This window comes from Thioalkalivibrio sp. K90mix (assembly GCF_000025545.1).
In the GTDB taxonomy this organism is placed as follows: domain Bacteria; phylum Pseudomonadota; class Gammaproteobacteria; order Ectothiorhodospirales; family Ectothiorhodospiraceae; genus Thioalkalivibrio.
Genome location: NC_013889.1, coordinates 855,043 through 871,526, shown reverse-complemented (window position 1 = coordinate 871,526; position 16,484 = coordinate 855,043). Strand labels below are relative to the sequence as shown.

17 protein-coding genes and 1 riboswitch are annotated in these 16,484 nt (G+C 68.8%); of the genes, 5 read left to right on the top strand and 12 right to left on the bottom strand.

Annotated features, from left to right (window positions below):
- Nucleotides 1-22: 22 nt before the first annotated feature.
- Complete coding sequence (gltX, locus tag TK90_RS04095; protein WP_012982226.1) at nt 23-1,429, bottom strand: glutamate--tRNA ligase; 1,407 nt, start codon at nt 1,427-1,429, stop codon at nt 23-25.
- Nucleotides 1,430-1,568: 139 nt separating this feature from the next.
- On the opposite strand from gltX, the gene TK90_RS04090 reads away from it, so the two are divergent.
- Nucleotides 1,569-2,012, top strand: a complete 444-nt coding sequence (locus TK90_RS04090) for a DUF4399 domain-containing protein (protein ID WP_012982225.1) — start codon at nt 1,569-1,571, stop codon at nt 2,010-2,012.
- A 68-nt stretch (nt 2,013-2,080) separates the two neighbouring features.
- Here the strand turns inward: TK90_RS04090 and TK90_RS04085 are convergent, their stop codons facing one another.
- A complete protein-coding gene (locus TK90_RS04085) occupies nt 2,081-3,061 on the bottom strand; it encodes a cytochrome-c peroxidase (protein ID WP_041444182.1) in 981 nt (326 codons plus the stop codon).
- 269 nt (nt 3,062-3,330) lie between these two features.
- Nucleotides 3,331-3,565: riboswitch (cobalamin riboswitch) on the top strand.
- A gap of 128 nt (nt 3,566-3,693) precedes the next feature.
- Here TK90_RS04085 and TK90_RS04080 point away from each other — a divergent pair.
- The 3 genes from TK90_RS04080 to TK90_RS04070 all read left to right on the top strand — a co-directional run bounded on the left by TK90_RS04080 (nt 3,694) and on the right by TK90_RS04070 (nt 6,664).
- Nucleotides 3,694-4,809 (top strand): porin, encoded by a 1,116-nt coding sequence (locus TK90_RS04080; RefSeq protein WP_012982223.1) that lies wholly within the window; start codon nt 3,694-3,696, stop codon nt 4,807-4,809.
- Nucleotides 4,810-4,830: 21 nt separating this feature from the next.
- Nucleotides 4,831-5,391, top strand: a complete 561-nt coding sequence (locus TK90_RS04075; RefSeq protein WP_012982222.1) for a cytochrome c — start codon at nt 4,831-4,833, stop codon at nt 5,389-5,391.
- 280 nt (nt 5,392-5,671) lie between these two features.
- On the top strand, nt 5,672-6,664 hold the full coding sequence (locus TK90_RS04070) for an IS110 family transposase (protein WP_012981642.1): 993 nt from the start codon (nt 5,672-5,674) through the stop codon (nt 6,662-6,664).
- Nucleotides 6,665-6,784: 120 nt separating this feature from the next.
- On the opposite strand, the gene cobM is transcribed toward TK90_RS04070, so the two are convergent.
- Genes cobM through TK90_RS04055 form a run of 3 tightly spaced genes read right to left on the bottom strand, consistent with a single transcriptional unit; the run spans nt 6,785 to nt 9,242 of the window.
- On the bottom strand, nt 6,785-7,549 hold the full coding sequence (gene cobM / locus TK90_RS04065) for a precorrin-4 C(11)-methyltransferase (protein WP_012982221.1): 765 nt from the start codon (nt 7,547-7,549) through the stop codon (nt 6,785-6,787).
- Nucleotides 7,549-7,977, bottom strand: coding sequence for a cobalamin biosynthesis protein (locus TK90_RS04060; protein ID WP_012982220.1), 429 nt, complete (start codon nt 7,975-7,977; stop codon nt 7,549-7,551). The genes cobM and TK90_RS04060 overlap by 1 nt, the downstream gene beginning before the upstream one ends.
- Nucleotides 7,978-8,006: 29 nt before the next feature.
- Complete coding sequence (locus TK90_RS04055; protein ID WP_012982219.1) at nt 8,007-9,242, bottom strand: bifunctional cobalt-precorrin-7 (C(5))-methyltransferase/cobalt-precorrin-6B (C(15))-methyltransferase; 1,236 nt, start codon at nt 9,240-9,242, stop codon at nt 8,007-8,009.
- A gap of 4 nt (nt 9,243-9,246) precedes the next feature.
- Between TK90_RS04055 and TK90_RS04050 the strand changes: the two genes are divergently transcribed.
- Nucleotides 9,247-10,047 carry a cobalt-precorrin-6A reductase gene (locus tag TK90_RS04050; RefSeq protein WP_012982218.1) on the top strand — a complete coding sequence of 267 codons (801 nt, stop codon included), beginning with the start codon at nt 9,247-9,249 and terminating at the stop codon, nt 10,045-10,047.
- A gap of 13 nt (nt 10,048-10,060) precedes the next feature.
- Here the strand turns inward: TK90_RS04050 and cobJ are convergent, their stop codons facing one another.
- From cobJ to TK90_RS04015, 7 genes are read right to left on the bottom strand one after another with little or no spacing between them, the layout of a single operon-like run.
- Nucleotides 10,061-10,846, bottom strand: coding sequence for a precorrin-3B C(17)-methyltransferase (gene cobJ / locus TK90_RS04045; protein ID WP_012982217.1), 786 nt, complete (start codon nt 10,844-10,846; stop codon nt 10,061-10,063).
- Entirely contained in the window at nt 10,843-11,598 is a 756-nt protein-coding gene (locus TK90_RS04040) for a precorrin-2 C(20)-methyltransferase (RefSeq protein ID WP_012982216.1), read from the bottom strand. The genes cobJ and TK90_RS04040 overlap by 4 nt, the downstream gene beginning before the upstream one ends.
- Nucleotides 11,595-12,248, bottom strand: a complete 654-nt coding sequence (locus tag TK90_RS04035) for a precorrin-8X methylmutase (protein WP_012982215.1) — start codon at nt 12,246-12,248, stop codon at nt 11,595-11,597. Before TK90_RS04035 ends, TK90_RS04040 begins: the two co-directional genes overlap by 4 nt.
- Nucleotides 12,245-13,639, bottom strand: coding sequence for a precorrin-3B synthase (cobG, locus tag TK90_RS04030; protein ID WP_012982214.1), 1,395 nt, complete (start codon nt 13,637-13,639; stop codon nt 12,245-12,247). Before cobG ends, TK90_RS04035 begins: the two co-directional genes overlap by 4 nt.
- Before the next feature lie 19 nt (nt 13,640-13,658).
- Entirely contained in the window at nt 13,659-14,432 is a 774-nt protein-coding gene (locus tag TK90_RS04025; protein ID WP_012982213.1) for an ABC transporter permease, read from the bottom strand.
- The gene (locus TK90_RS04020; RefSeq protein ID WP_012982212.1) at nt 14,429-15,373 is read right to left on the bottom strand and encodes an ABC transporter ATP-binding protein; all 945 of its coding nucleotides are present in this window, start codon (nt 15,371-15,373) and stop codon (nt 14,429-14,431) included. The genes TK90_RS04025 and TK90_RS04020 overlap by 4 nt, the downstream gene beginning before the upstream one ends.
- Nucleotides 15,370-16,479, bottom strand: coding sequence for a cobalt-precorrin-5B (C(1))-methyltransferase (locus tag TK90_RS04015; RefSeq protein ID WP_012982211.1), 1,110 nt, complete (start codon nt 16,477-16,479; stop codon nt 15,370-15,372). Before TK90_RS04015 ends, TK90_RS04020 begins: the two co-directional genes overlap by 4 nt.
- Nucleotides 16,480-16,484 lie beyond the last annotated feature (5 nt).

Genomic DNA, 16,484 nt, shown 5'->3' with positions numbered 1-16,484 from the left:
GTAGCCAGCACCCCCTGGAGTGTCAACCCGCTTCCGCCGAAATTTTCTTCAACGCCCGCTCGATTCGAGCCAGTGATCGCTCACGCCCAATCAGCACCAGGGTGTCGTCGATCGGCGGCGATACCGTACTGCCGGTCAGGGCCACACGCAGCGGCTGCGCGACCTTGCCCAGCTTGAGATCCAGCCGCTCGCCGGTGTGCACCACGACCTCGTGCAGCGGCTCCTTCTCCCAGGCACCCAGCGCACTGAAACCGTCATGCAGCGTCTGCAGCACCGGGAGGGCCTCGGCGGTGAGCTGCTTGCGCGCGGCCTTCTCGTCGTAGTCCTCGAACTCGCGGTAGAAGTACACGCTGTTCTCGGCCATCTCGCGCAGGGTGCGCGCTCGCTCACGCTGAGCGATCACCACGTCGCGCATCGCCGGGCCATTGGCCGGATCGATGCCCAGCTGACCCAGGTGCCAGCCGAACTCCAGCGCCACATGATCCGGGTCCAGCGTCTTGATGTAATGCTGGTTCAACCACAACAGCTTGTCCGGGTTGATCGCCGAGGCGGACTGATTCACGTCCTCGATATCGAACAGGCGCACCAGTTCGTCCACCGAGAAGATCTCCTGATCGCCATGCGCCCAGCCCAGACGGACGAGATAGTTCAGCAGTGCCTCTGGCAGGTAGCCCTCGTGGCGGTACTGCATCACCGAAACCGCGCCGTGGCGCTTGGACAGCTTGGCCCCGTCCGGGCCCATGATCATCGGCAGGTGGCCGTAGCGTGGCGGCTCGACACCCAGCGCCTTCAGGATATTGATCTGGCGCGGGGTGTTGTTCAGGTGGTCATCGCCGCGGACCACGTGGGTGATCCCCATGTCCATGTCATCGACCACGACCGTCAGGTTGTAGGTCGGCGAGCCGTCGGAGCGCGCGATGATCAGGTCGTCCAGTTCGCGGTTCTGGAAGGCGACCTTGCCGCGCACCATGTCGTCGACAACCGTCACACCCTCGTCCGGGGTGCGAAAACGGATCACCGGCTCCACCCCCTCGCGCGGTTCGGTGCGGGTGCGGCAGCGTCCGTCGTAGCGTGGCTTTTCCTTGCGCGCCTTCTGCTCCTCGCGCATCGCATCCAGCTCTTCCTTGGTGCAGTAGCAGCGATAGGCGTGGCCCGTCGCCATCAACTGGTCGATCACTTCCTTGTACCGGTCGAAGCGTTCCGTCTGGTAGAACGGCCCGTGATCGTAGGTCAGCCCCAACCAGTTCATGCCCTCGAGGATCGCGTTCACCGACTCCGCGGTACTGCGCTCCAGGTCGGTATCCTCGATACGCAGCACGAACTCACCACCGTGGTGACGCGCATACAGCCAGGAGAACAGCGCGGTGCGGGCACCACCGATATGCAGATAGCCGGTTGGACTGGGGGCAAAACGGGTGCGAAAACTCATGCGGGCTACTCGTCTCGATCGGGAGGTGGAAAACGAAGGCGCATAGGGTAGCAGAACGCCACCGTACTGCCGCGCGGACCGCCGACTATACTCGTAAACGAGCCAACCGACTGCCCGCACGCGGGTCCAAGGAGCACCCATGAACACCACTCTTACTCGGCTCTCCACGCTGCTCGTGCTGACGGGAGGCCTTGCCCTGGTCGGCACCGCCACGGCCGCCGATCGTATTGCACCGCCGGATGGCGCGAAGGTCTATTTCATCAGCCCGCAGGATGGCGAAACGCTCGAAAGCCCGGTGCGGGTCCAGATGGGCCTGCGAGACATGGGTGTCGCCCCGGCCGGTGTAGAGATGGACAACACCGGCCACCACCACCTGCTGGTGAACAAGCCGCTCGACGAGGTGGACCTGGATGTCTCGCTGCCCTTCTCCGACCACAAGCGCCATTTCGGTGGCGGGCAGACCGAGGGCGAGCTGGAACTGGAACCCGGCGAATACACCCTGCAGTTGCTGTTCATGGACTACCGCCACATCAGCTTCGACCCACCAGTTGTTTCCGAGAAGATCACCATCACGGTCGAATAGTCCTGACCACGAAAAAGCCCCCTCCGTCTCCGGAGGGGGCTTGAAACACCCGATCCCAGTGCGGCCAGTTACGGCAGCGCAGGGATGTCGAAGCGCGGCATTTCGCCGGTCAGTGCATGCATGAAGGCCTCGATGTCCGCGACCTCGTCATCGCTGAACTCCATGCCCAGCATCTCCTGCCCCATGATGCGGATCGCTTCGTCCAGCGTGGCGGTCTCGCCGTTGTTCATGTAGGGGTAGGTCAGCGCGACGTTGCGCAGGGTCGGGGTCTTGAAGGCGAACTTGTCGGCCTCGTCGCCCGTGACCAGATAGCGACCCTTGTCCTCCGAGCCCGGCACCTGGATGCGGTGGAAGTTGCTGTCGGTCAATGCCGGGCCGCTGTGGCAAGCCACACAACCGTTGTCGGCGAACAGCTTCATTCCGCGCATCTGCTGCTCGCTCATCGCGCCCTCGTCCCCGGCCAGCCAGCGATCCAGCGGCGAGTTCGGGGTGTTCAGCGTGCGCTGGAAGGTCGCCAGCGCCTTCGCCACGTGGTCGGTGTTGATCACGTTGTCGCCGTCATAGTCGGGATAGGCCGCCTCGAACTTCTCCTGGTACTCGTTGAACTCCTCCAGGCGCGCGATCGCCTCCTCCAGCGGCATCGCCATCTCGATCGCATCCTGGATCGGACCGAGGGCCTGACCCTCCAGATCGTCCTCGCGACCATCCCAGAACTGGGCGGTGAAGAAGCCGGAATTCAGCACGGTCGGGGTATTGCGTTCGCCCACCTGGCCGTCGTGGCCCACCGCGCGCGGGATGCGGTCCGCCCAGCCCAGCGCCGGGTTATGGCAGGTCGCGCAGGAGATCACGCCGGAGCTGGAGATGCGCGGCTCGAAGAAGAGCATCTTGCCCAGCTCGATCTTCTCCTTGGTCATCGAGTTATCCGCCGGGATCGGCGGCAGCGCCGGCAGCGGCTCGAATACGTCGCGGTACTCGGAATAGTCAGTATCGGCCGCGGCCGGGGCCGCCGCCCCGAACGCCAGGGCCGCACAGGCGGCCAGCGCCGTCATGCGGAATCCGGAAAGCGTTTTCATACAGGTCTCCCTTGAGTAACAGATGAGTAACAGACATCTGAGAAGCGGATATCGGCGCGAACCGAAATAGACTCGGTCCAAACCACTTAAAACCCACCCTACAGACGCGGAAACCTGGTCGCGATCAAAATCCGCCCCGGAGATGATCTGCATCAATTATCAGCCTCCAGGGGAGCCGGGTTCGCCCCCACTACACCGTTTCCCGGGATACCCGGACAAACTTGACCCCCTCTTTTCCCTCCATTACGGTTCGCCCCTCTCTAGGTGCCCCGGCGCTCAGCCGCCGGGGATAATCGGGAAGCCGGTGCGCGAATCGACATTCGCAAGGCCGGCACTGCCCCCGCAACGGTAGGCGGAGACGGGCGGATCCAATGCCACTGCGGCGCATCCCCGGGATGCCCGCGGGAAGGCGATCCGCCCTGGATGCATCGCGCATCCACTTCGCGAGTCCGGAGACCGGCCTGGACGACACCCGACGCCGCGGTGGGCGGCCGAGCGGGCCAGACCGGCGTGCTCGCATCGCCCGGCCTCCCCTGCTCCCTGTCCAGCTTCCGGCGTCGTTTCATCCACGGCGTGCGGGGTCGCGCGTCCAAGGGAGCAACCCAACAATGAACCATACCCATCTCCGACCGGGACAGCATGCCGTCCCGGCCCTGGCCACCCTGTGCCTGATGACGGCCGCGGGCATCGCGCCGGCACAAGCCGGCTTCGAATTCGGCGACGCGGAAGACGGCCTGCAGGTCACCCTGGATCCGCTGATCCAGGGCCGCTACAGCTACGAACGAGACCCGGATGGCTCCAGCAGCGAATTCGACTTCCGTCGTGCCTGGCTGGACACCTCGGGCACCCTGTTCCACCCCGATCTGAGCTTCCGCCTGCAGCCGGATTTCAGCAGCGGCGAGCTGTCCATGCGCGACATCTGGTTGCAGTACGCACTGGGTGAACACCTGGGCCTGCGGGCTGGCCAGTTTACGGTCCCCTTCGGCCTGTCGCGGGATATCGGCGGACCCAACCGCCTGTTCACCGAACTGAGCATCGCCGGCAACCAGTTCGAGGTTCCGGCCGGCCGCGACACCGGTATCGCCCTGCTGGGCGGCGCCGGCGACAACCGGGCATGGGCCATCGGCGTGTTTGACGGTCGCGGGCGTCTGGATCAGCGCGACGATCGCCCCTCCACATCCGGCCACCTGTTCAGTGCGCGCGGCGCGTGGGCCCCGGTCGGCGCAGTCCCACGTGACAACACCACGTTAGGCCAGGCCGTGGAGCGCACCGTCGCCCTGGGCGCCGGCGTACAGGCCGCCAGCCGCAACCACCTGCGCGACTGGAGCCGCGGCATCGAAGACACGGTGGCCAACCAACGCGCCGACTGGATCACCGCCACCGCCGACGCGGTGGTCAAGTTCGCCCATACCTCGCTGTCGCTGGCGGCCTTCCGCCGCGATGTCTCCCCCGACCGCACCGCGAGCTACCACGACCTGGGGGCCGAACTGGAACTGGCGCAGTCGCTGCCGGTGGAGGGACTGGAGTTCGCCGCGCGCCACGCCGTATTGCGCCACGACGCAGGCGACGATCTTGGCACTGACGAGCGCTGGCAGCGTGAATGGGGTGCCGGCCTCAACTGGTATCACCGTGGCCAGCGGCACAAGACCCAACTGATGTGGCTGGACCGCGACACCGACACCTCGGACTGGGAGCTGCACCTGCAGCACCAGTTCCGCTTCTGAGAAATGACCGGGAGAATCGACATGAACTGGATGCAACCGATCCACCACCCGTTGAGAACCACCCTCTTTGCGATCCTGTTGCTGGCTGCCACCGGCAGCCCGGCCACCGCGGAGGTCACTGTCACAATGCCGGGCCCCTGGGGCGACTATGACGAGACCCTGGACGATCCGGCCAAAGTGGATGCGACCGAGGCCTTCCAGCGCTTCCGTCAGCAGAGCATGCAGGGCACCTCGGCCACCTACCGCAGCATCGAGCAGATCCTGCGTTATGACGCACCATTCGCCGAACGTCTGCCCGGTCTGGCCGAGGAACTGGCGCGCCGCGCCGACGACATCGAAACCTGGTTCGCACGCGAGACACCAGCGCGGGACGGCGAACCCGGGGCCCTGCCCGCGGCCTGGGAGGACCCGGAGTTCTCCGAGTACAAGGCAGCCTACCGCGAGGCCGCCGAACGACTGCAGCGCAAGGTGGAGTCGGCCGACGACCTGGAGAACGAAGACTTCCAGCTTCGCGCCACCGAGGCCCTGAACGGCGTGCGCCACCATTGTCTGGCCTGCCACGACAACTACCGCCGCCGCTAAACCGGCCGGGAACCAAGGGGCCGCCGCATGGCGGCCCCTTGCCATGACCCTGATCGGGAAGAAACCGCCTTCGCCTGCAAGCAGACTCCTTGTGTCTTGCGGTTCACGGATCGCTACCATGAACCGTATTGGGCTCGGGTAACCCGTCAGGCTCCTGAGGTCACGAACCTGTTCTGTAGATTGGCCCCCGAGTCCTTTCTCATCTCGAAGTTTGAACGGTATCCAAGACCCCCCTCCGTGACGGACGGGTGAGGCTGTACGGACAAGGCGAGAGGACGAGATGGCTCATATTGGCGTTGATGTTAGCAAGAACAAGCTCGACTGCATGTGGGTCCGGGATCTGGAGGCGGGCAAGGTGAAGCCCAAGGTGTTCCCGAACCGCCAAGACCAGTACCGGGAGCTGCTGCACTGGCTCGAGCGCAACACCGGCGAGACCCCCGAGGGGCTCCATGTGTATCTGGAGGCCACCGGCATCTACCACGAGCCGCTGGCGTACTGGCTTCATGATCAGGGGGTGCAGGTCCACGTGCTGAACCCGGCCCAGGTGCGTTCGCATGCCAAGGGCATGGGGGTGCGCAACAAGACCGACCGCAAGGACAGCATGATGCTGGCCCGCTACGGCATCGAACGCGCACCACGACGCTGGCAGCCCGAACCGCCGGAGGTGCGGGAACTCAAGCGCCTGCTCAGCCGCCTGGAGGCTCTGGAACAGGATATGCGGCGCGAAGAGAACCGCCTGGAGAAGGCGCGTTTCAGTGAGGACACCCTCGCTCAGGCGTCGATCGACAACGTCCTGCAGGCCCTGCGTGAGGAACACCGTCGGCTCCAGCAGCAGATCGACGATCACTTCGACGCCCATCACCACCTGAAGCGGGATCGGACCTTGCTGGAGAGCATCCCCGGCATCGGCCGCGTGCTGTCGGCCTCGATGACCGCAGCGCTGCGCAGCCGCGCGTTCACGAGCGCTCGACAAGCGGCGGCGTTCCATGGGCTGGCACCGGTCCTGGAAGAATCGGGGACCACGGTCCGGCGGCCCTCGCGGTTGGCGAAGATCGGTTCCAGCCGACTGCGCAAGGCGCTCTACATGGCGGCGGTGGTGGCGACCCGGTACAACCCGGACGTGCGACACCAGCATCAACGTCTGCTGACACGCGGCAAGGCCAAGATGTCGGCGATCGGGGCGGCTATGCGCAAACTCCTGCACATCGCCTTCGGTGTGCTCAAATCCCAAACCCCGTATCAAGCCCGCCATGAAACCCCTTGCACCCCGTAGGGCAAGACGGTATCTACAGGTTCCTGGCGATGTGGGAGCCTGCTTGCAGGCGAAAAGCCCCGTGTCCCACAACACCCACCGGCGTTATCCCTGCCTGCGGAAGATCAGGGGCGCCACCGCTTAGTCCCCGTCCATGCCGCGGTAACGGCGCACGTGCGACGGGTCGTACAGCGCACTGTCGCGAAAATCCCCCGGGTCCAGCGCCGGCCCCACCAGGATCAGCGCCGAGCGCCGCGTGGTCAGGGCCTGCGCCCGTTCCGCGATAGTCCCCAGCGAACCGCGCACCACGGTCTCGTCCGGCCAGCTGGCGCGAAACACGATCGCCACCGGGCAATCGCAGCCATAGTGCGGCCGCAGGTCTTCGACCACGGTCTCGATATTGTGCAGCGACAGGTGGATCGCCAGGGTCGCCCCGGTGGCGGCAAAGCTCGCCAGCCGTTCGCGCTCCGGCATGGAGGACGCCCGCCCCGGCGTGCGCGTCAGCACCAACGACTGCGCCACCTCCGGCACCGTCAGTTCCCGCCCCAGGGTCGCCGCGGCGGCAGAGAACGCCGGCACTCCAGGCGTGATGCTGTAGTCGATCCCGGCCGCCTCCAGCCGGCGGATCTGCTCGCCCAGCGCGCTGTAGACCGAAAGATCGCCGGAGTGCAGGCGCGCCACGTCCTGGCCCGCCGCGTGGGCGCGTTCGATCTCCTCCATGATCGCGTCCAGCGTCAGTGGCGCGGTGTTGACCACGCGCGCCCCCTCCGGGGCATGTTCCAGCACCACCTCCGGCACCAGCGAACCGGCATACAGGCATACCGGGCAGGCCGCGATACGATCGCGCCCGCGCAAAGTCAGCAGATCGGCCGCACCGGGCCCCGCTCCGACAAAATGAACCGTCATCAAAACTCCTCGAAATTCCCGTCTGTCCCGTTCACCGTCCGCACGGCCACCGCGCAGCTCGCCCGTGCCGAGAGCCGCCGCGGCAGCAGCAGGCGCGCCCCGTCGCCGGCCACCGCCAGCGCCGCCGCCTCCGCCACCGAACCGACCCCGGCGGCGGCACGCGAGCGCGAGGAGTCCGTGGACAGGGCAGCGTCGCGCGCGGCCAGCGCGGCCGCCGACGCGAACACCGGCTCCAGCTCCAGGTCGCGCGCGGCCGTCCACAGCGCCGGGCTGTCGCCCTTGTGCCCCGGGGCCGCCAGCTGCCGGGTCTCGATCGCCTCGCCGCCCCCCGCCCGCAACACGGCGTGCGCCTCGGCCAGCACCTCGCGGACCAGTGCCTCCAACTCGCCGGCCGTGCAGGCCGAGGCGAAGCCGACGCCGGGGGTCACCCGGACACGCGCCCCGCTCGGCGTTTCCCTCAGCCCCGGCGCAGGGACCACAGGGTCACCGGCCGCAGCGGCTTCCAGCCGGCCATGCCGCCCAGCGGCTCCGAGCGACTGACGTTGATCCGCGTGAGCTCGCCGCCGTGGCGCTCGTGCGCCGCCGCCAGCACCGCATCACCCTCCACCGTCACGCTGCTGGCGACCAGCCGCCCCCCCGGGCGCAAACGCTCCACGCAGTGTTCCACCAGCCCGGGCGTCGTCAGCCCACCACCGATGAAGATCGCGTCGGGTGGCGGCAGGTATTCCAGCGCCTCCGGCGCCCGCCCGTGGATGGGACGCAGCGCCGGCACTCCCAGCGTGCTCGCGTTGCGCGCGATGCGTTCCAGGCGCTCCGCGCGCGGCTCGATGGCCACGGCGGTGTTGGCCGGATCCGCCAGCATCCACTCGATGCCGATGGCACCGGAGCCGGCGCCCACGTCCCACAGCCGCTCGCCGCGACCGGGCGCCAGCAGGGCCAGCGCCACCGCCCGCACCTCGCGCTTGGTGATCTGACCGTCCTGCTCGAACTGCGCCTCCGGCCGGCCGGCACTGGCCGCCAGCACCTGCGCCGCCGGATCGGCCCGGCATTCCAGCGCCACGGTGTTCAGCGCCTCGATCGCGACCTCAGGCCAGGCCCCGGCCCGCGCGCGGACGGCCGCCTCGCGGTCCGCACCCAGGGACTGCAGTACGGTCAGGGTGGAATCGCCGAAGCCGAGCCCGGTCAGCCAGTGCGCCAGTTCCGCCGGGGTATCCCCGTCGCGGCTCAGGACCAGCAGTCGCGCGCCGTCATGCAGCCAGGGCCGCAGCGCCTCCATCGGCCGGCCGTGCACCGACAGGCAGCGGGTCTGCTGCAGCGGCCAGCCCATGCGCGCAGCAGCCAGACTGAACGCCGAGGGCGCCGGCCAGACGCAGGTCTGCGCGACCGGAAAACGCCGCATCAGGGTCGCGCCCACCCCGAACCAGAAGGGGTCGCCGCTGGCGAGTACGCACAGCGGCTGCCCGGCGCGCGCCTCGATCCAGTCCAGCGCAGTCTCCAGCGGCGACGGCCACACCAGGCGCTCCTGCCCCGGCCGCGCCGGCAGCATCTCCAGATGCCGCGCGCCGCCGATCACCGTCGCCGCCGTGTCCAGCGCCATGCGGGCATCGGGGGCCAGCCCGGCGAGCCCCTCCGCGCCCACACCGACGATGTTCAGCCATGGCGCTCGCTCCTCGTTCGTGGCTAGACTGGTCATCCTCATGAGCTCCCGTTCATCCTCCGATACCGGCCCCGGGGCGGCGCGCACACGGCAGATCCTGCTGCTGGGCGGCACCACCGAGGCCGCGGCGCTGGAACCGCTGCTGGACGGCCACCCGCGGCTGCACGCCACCGTGTCGCTGGCCGGACGCACGCGCAGGCCCGCGCCCTCGCGACTGCCTCGGCGCACCGGCGGGTTCGGCGGCGCCGAGGGCCTTGCCGCCTGGCTGCACGAACACGCGGTCGACGCCCTGGTGGACGCGACCCACCCCTTCGCACGGCAGATCTCGGCCAACGCCGTCACGGCCGCACGCAACACCGGCATCCCGCTGGCCCGCCTGACCCGACCGTCGTGGGAGGCCGGACCGGAGGACCGCTGGATCCGCGTGCCCGACCTCGCGGCCGCCGCCCGCGCCCTTCCGGAACTCGGCCGACGCGTGCTGCTGACCACCGGCCGCCAGCACCTGGAGGCCTTCGAGGCCGCGCCCGAACTGGACTACGTGATCCGCACCATCGACCCGCCCGAACCGCCGCCGGCGCTGCCGCGGGTCACCTGGATCCACGCCCGGGGTCCGTTCACGGCCGAAGACGAGGCGCGCCTTTTGCGGGAAAACACGATTGACGTGCTGGTGACCAAGGACAGCGGCGGCGATGCCACAGCCGCCAAGCTGCAGGCGGCCCGCGAACGGGGTATGCCGGTTGTGATGGTGGAGCGCCCGCCGGACGCCCCCGGGGTACCGCGATTCCACGCCCCGCAGGCGGTACTCGGCTGGCTGGAGGATCTCCCGGACGCGCACGGCTAACGCGGCTCCCGCCTCATTCCGCGGACTCGACATAACGCGGGGTGTACACGTGGCGCCGGCCGGAGGGGCGCTCCAGCACCCGGGTGGAGGCGGCGCCCACGATCACCAGCGTGCTCATGTTCGCCATCGTCGGGTCCACCTCGCCGAGAGTGGAGATCTGCACGTCTTCGCGTTCGCCGCGTCCCACCGCGGTGGCCAGCATGACCAGAGTGTCCGGACCCTGGGCCTCGCGCACGATGCCCAGGGCCTCCCCAAGCTGCCATGGTCGCGCGCGCGAGATCGGGTTATAGAACGCCATGGCGAAGTCGGCCTCGGCCGCCAGCCGCACCCGGCGCTGGATCAGCGACCAGGGCTTGAGGTTGTCCGACAGCGAAATCACGCAGAAATCGTTGCCCAGCGGCGCACCCAGCCGCGCGGCGGCGGCCTGCATCGCCGAGACCCCGGGAGTCACGTCCACCTCGACTCCCGCCCAGCGTTGTGCCTGCGCCCCTTCCAGCGCCTCGAAGATCGCCGCCGCCATGGCGAATACACCCGGGTCACCCCCCGAGACCACGACCACGTCCCGCCCCTCGGCGGCCATGTCCAGGGCATGGGTCGCACGCGCCAGTTCCTCGCGGTTGTCCGAGGCGTGCACACGGTGATGGGCGCTCGCAATCCGTTCCAGGTACGGCCCGTATCCCACCAGATCGGTCGCCGCTTCGAGACGGGCAGCGACCTCCGGCGTGATCCATTCCGGCCCGGCTGGCCCCACCCCAACCACACTCAACCGACCGACCGGCTGGCCGCCATCCCCGCTCATCGCCGAACCCCGCGCCCGGGAATCACAATCATCGAGAAATAGGGCACCCGCTCCGGGATCTCGAACAATGGCAGGACCCGCTCCTCGGCGGTGCTGGCGCGTTCCACGTACCAGGCGCGCTCGTCCAGCCCCAGCTCCTGAAGGACACCGACCACCGCATCGCGATGGGTTCCGACCTTCATAATGACCGCCGCATCGGTCCCCTGCAGGGCCTGGCGCAGATCGTCGATCGGCATCGTGCCAGGGATTACCGTCAGCAGGTCATCGCGCATAGTCAGCGGCGTCGACAATTGCGCAGCCGAGGCCATCATCGAGGTCACGCCGGGCACCACGTGGGTGGGAAACCGATCCTTCAGCCGCAGGTACACGTGCATGAACGATCCGTAGAAGAACGGATCGCCCTCGTTCAGCACCACCACCGAACGTCCGGCTGCCAGTTCGGCGGCCAGCTGCTCGGCGGCGGCGTCGAAGAACTGCTCGATGCGGCGGCGATACTCGTCGGAGCCGTGCGGGATCTCGTTGGTCACCGGATACTCCAGCGGAATCTCCTGCTGCCCCGTACCCAGGTGGGCGTCCACGATGGCGCGCGCCTGGCCACGACCGCCTCGGCGACAGAAGTAGGCCACCACCGGGCTCTCGGCAATCAGCCGCGCGGCCTTCAGCGTCAGCAATTCGGGGTCACCGGGCCCGGTGCCCACGCCGTACAGACAACCCGCGGTCTCGGGTTCATGCAGGTTGGGGGATGTCGTCATATCCGGTCACTCGCGAAGGCGTTGATGGCCGCCGCGGCCATGGCACTGCCACCCCGGCGTCCGAAGATGGTCAGGTAATCGAGGTTCAGCGGGCTGGTGGCCAGCGCCTCCTTGCTCTCCACCGCGCCAACAAACCCCACCGGGATACCGAGCACGGCGGCCGGCCGCGGCGCGCCCTGGTGCAGCATCTCCAGCAGGTGAAACAGTGCGGTGGGTGCATTACCGATGGCCACGACCGCACCCTCCAGATGCGGTCGCCACCATTCCAGCGCCGCCGCCGAACGCGTGGTGCCCAGGCGCTCGGCGGCCGCCGCCACACCCTCCTCCCGCAGGCTGCAGATCACCGGGTTGTCCGCCGGTAGCCGGGCCCGAGTGATCCCGTGCGCCACCATGTTGCTGTCGCACAGGATCGGCGCACCGGCGGCCAGCGCCTCGCGGGCCGCCCGGGCCACGCCGGCCGAAAACCCGACGTCCCGCGGCAGGTCGGTCATGCCGCAGGCATGGATCATGCGCACCACCGCAGGCACCAGCTCCTGTGGGAAGCGGTCCAGTTCCGCCTCGGACCGGATAATCGCGAAGGACTCCCGGTAGATGGCCGCCCCGTCGCGGATATAGTCGGGTACGGCCCCGGCCGCATCGCTCTGCGTCATGCTGAATCTCCGTTGTTCATCTTCGCGTTCATACGTCTCGTCAGCGCTGTTCCCTCCAACCGTTGCATGGCCTCGATCCTCGACTCATTCCCGCCATCCTCTTCGCGGGCGATAGCATCGAGGGCCGCGAGGGCCGGCTCGACCTGCCCCGACTCCAGCCTCGTCAGGACGGTCTCCCATCGCGCGGGGGCGCGTTGCAGCGCCAGCTCATAGCGGCCTTCCCACGCCGTGAGCAGGACCTGCGCATTCGCGGGACGCCCACAGTGCTTGTCGCAGCCACTCACATGCACTTGCCCGCCCCCCGCAAGCAGCCCGCAGGCAGCGGCGACGGCTGCCTCTGCATCCGCCCGCGTGGCGGTACTGCCCGCGGAGCAACCCGCCTGCCCGATACAGGCACTCACCGCCAGGCGCGGGTCGTTCGGATCGGCCACACCGCCCCACTCGGCGACGCGGTCCGGTTCCACCGGGGGCGCCCCGGTCAAAAGCAGGCTGCGCCAAGGTGTCAGGCACAGGCGTCCGTCGTGCGCCCGGATATGTTCGGCCAGTCCCTGCAGAGCCTCGGCGCGCAGGGCCCCGAACGGAAACGCGATCCCGAAGGCGCGCCCGTTCAGAAGCGTCCCAATCCCGGCATCCGCATATCCGGGGATCCGTGCCGCGACCCCGTCCCCGCCCGGGAGCACCCGCTCCAGCCCCGGTGGGGCCAGCGCCTCGGGGCCAAACCGGGCCACGGCACCGGCCACACGCCCTGGCGGATCCACATCGCCCTCGCGCAATACCACGAAGCGTTCGAGCACCGCGAGGGCGACGTCCACCACATTCTCCGCGCGTGTCCAGCCCAGCACCGTGGCCGTGCGACTGGACGCCCCCAAGGCCACTCGGAACCACACCCCTCCCAGCGCCGTACAGGCCTCCAGTCGCAAATCCGCCGGCACCCCATCCAGCGGCAAACCGCCACCCGCCTCCACCAGCACCCCCACCTTCGGGGGCAATGCCCTCAGGCGCGGGTGCTCCCCCAGTGCTCGCACGAGATCCCGCGCGACCGGCTGCACATCCATGGCCGCCTCCGGGTCGATATCCGTCACCGGGGCCGCCAGGACATTGCGCACCGCTTCCGCCGCAGGGTCGCGATCTGCCAACCCCGCCCCCTCCAGCTCGGCGCGCGCCGGCTCCAGCCCCGCCGCGTCCAAACCACGCAGCTGCAGATTGCCGCGGCTGGTCAGCTCGAGAACACCGGACCCAAAGCGCCGCGCCACCTCCGCAATGGTCTCCGCCTGCCCCGCATCCAGCCCCCCGATCGGGTGACGCACCCGCATCAACAGACCGTCCCCGGTGGCCATCGGCGCGGCTACCCCCGGACAGGCCCGGCGCACCCGCGAATGATCGGCACTCATCGCTGCACCCCGCCCCCACTCATGTCCGGATCCGCACGCCGCGGGCCACCAGGGCCCAGGCCAGCACGCCAACGACAAGGGTTGCCCCTGCGAGGACCCAGAAGGTCGCGGCCCAGGCAAAGGAACCGGTCCCCAGCAGGCCGTAGCGAAAGCCCTCGATCATGTAATAAAGCGGGTTGAGTACGGCCAGGGACTGCCAGGGCTCGGGCATCCGTTCTACCGGGTAGAACAGGCCGCCCAGGTAGATCAGCGGGGTCAGCACGAACGTGGCCACCACAGAGGTATGGTCGAAGCTGCGCGCATACAGGCCGTTCAGGAGCCCGGCCAGGGCGAACAGCAAGGCGCTGATCAGCGCGATCCCCAGCGTGGCCGCCAGATGGTGCAACTGGAAATTGGCAAACGGAATCGCGACCAGCGCGACCAGCGCCCCGGCCAGCAGGCCTCGGATGACACCACCGGTGGCGAAGCCGGCCACAATCAGCCAGGCGGGCAGCGGCGCGACCAGCAGCTCCTCGATATGCCGCTGCAGGCGCGCGCCGTAAAACGCCAGGGTCACATTGCTGTAGGCATTGGTGGCAACCGCCAGGATGATCAGGCCGGGCAGGATGAAATCGGCGTAGTCGACCCCCCGCATGGTGCCCAGCTCGCGCCCGATCAGATGACCGAAGATAACCAGGAACAGGACGGTCGTCACCACCGATGGCAGGAGGTTCTGCACCCAGGCCCGCAGGAACCGGCGCACCTGCTTGACCACCATCCCGCGATAGGCGAATGCATAGGCCGCGAGTCTCATGCCCCGGCCCCTTGCAGTGCGTCCGCGCGTTTCGCAATGCGCTGCAGGAACAGCGACTCGAGCCGGTTGCGCTTGTTGCGCAGTCCCGCGACCCGGACCCCGCTTCCGCCCAGGCGATCGAACAGGTCATTGACCTCCATGCCCTGCGGGAGATCGATCTCCAGGGTCCAGGCATCCACCAGACGGGTCGCCAGCCCCTCCAGGACCGGGGCCGCGTCCAGAGGCGCGTTCAATTCCAGCACCAGCGTCTGCACGTTCAGCCCGTGCAGCAGTTCGCCGGTCTCGCCACGCGCGACGATCTCGCCCTGATCCAGGATCGCCAGCCTGTCGCACAGGCTCTCGGCCTCCTCCAGATAGTGGGTGGTCAGGAGAATCGTCACGCCATCCGCGTTCAAGCCGCGCAGCAGCTCCCAGGTTGCATGGCGCCCCTCCAGGTCCACCCCCGCCGTCGGCTCGTCCAGCAACAGCACGCGAGGGCCGTGTACCAGGGCGCGGGCAACCATCAGCCGCCGCTTCATGCCGCCCGACAGGCCCCAGGCCGACTGTTCGCGCCGGTCCAGCAGACCCGCCTGTTCCAGCACCTCGCCGGTTCGCTCGCGCGCCCGCCTCGGGGACAGCCCGTAGTAGGCCGCCTGGGCCTCGACGATCTCGCCCACCGGTTCGAAGCTGTTGAAATTCACCTCCTGCGGCACCACACCCATGCACGCCTTCGCCGCGACAGCCTGCGTGGCCACATCGTGCCCGCAGACCCGGATCGAACCGCGATCCGCCCGCACCAGCGTGGTCAACAGCCCCACCAGGGTGGTCTTGCCCGCCCCGTTCGGACCCAGCAGGCCGAAAAAGCTGCCCGCCGGCACTTCCAGATCCACGTTCGCCAGCCCGACCCGGCCACCGGCGTAGCGCTTGGCTACCGACTGCAGGGCGATCGCCGCGGCCGTCATGGCGCAAGGCCCCTGGCGCCATCGGCAAACCCGACGATGCGCCCCGCCCGATCCACCGCGCAGACCTCCAGCGCCGTGGTCTCCGGCAACATCCCGCGTGCCCGCTGCCAGGCGCGCGCGCTGATCCGGTCGGCCAGCGCCACGCCCTGTTCCAGGCAGTCCGCAAGGGCCTGGGCACTGGTGTTGGCCGCGCGGATGCGCGCCACCAGGTCCGGGCTGGCGCCCAGATCCGCGGCTTCCTCCGCCAGGGCGTCGAGATCGATGCGCGACTTGCGGCTATGGGCATCCAGGTTCCCGGCCGCGAACTTGCTGAGCTTGCCGAAACCCGCGGCCAGCACCACCGCGGGCAACGGCTGGCGCCGCAGGTACTTCAGCGCCGCCCCGAACAGATCCCCCATCTCGATCAGCGCCATGTCGTCCAGGCCGTAGCGTTCACGCACCGCCGCCTCGCTGGTGCCGCCGGTACAGCAGGCCACGCGCGGACAATCGTTGGCGCGGGCCACGTCGATGGCCTGATGGATGGATGCGATATAGGCGGCGCAGGAAAACGGGCGCACGATCCCCGTGGTGCCCAGGATCGAGAGACCGCCGAGGATGCCCAGGCGGGCGTTCATGGTCCGCTCGGCAATCCTTTCGCCCCCGTCCACCCCGACCGTGACCCGGAAGCCCCCGCTGTAACCGGTCGCCTCGGCAAGCGTCTCCAGATGCCCCTGCATCATGCGTCGCGGGACCGGGTTGATCGCCGGTTCGCCCGGCGCCACCACCAGGCCCGGACGCGTGACCGTCCCAACCCCGGCACCCGCCACGAACGCGACGCCGGCTGCACCACACAGGGTCACCTCGACCCAGACCCGAGCCCCGTGGGTCGCATCCGGGTCATCGCCGGCATCCTTGATGACCCCGGCGACCGCGCCACCCGGGGTGGGCTCCAGATCGTTCAACGCCAGGCGCACGACCTGCCCCCTCGGCAGGGTGACCTCGACCGTCTCGAGCCGCCGCCCCTCCAGCAGCCAGCGTGCGCCGGCCACGGCGGCCGCGGTCGCGCAGACGCCGGTGGTCAGGCCGGTGCGCAGGCGCCCGGTTGTCTCGCGCGTCTCCGGGCGCATGCCGC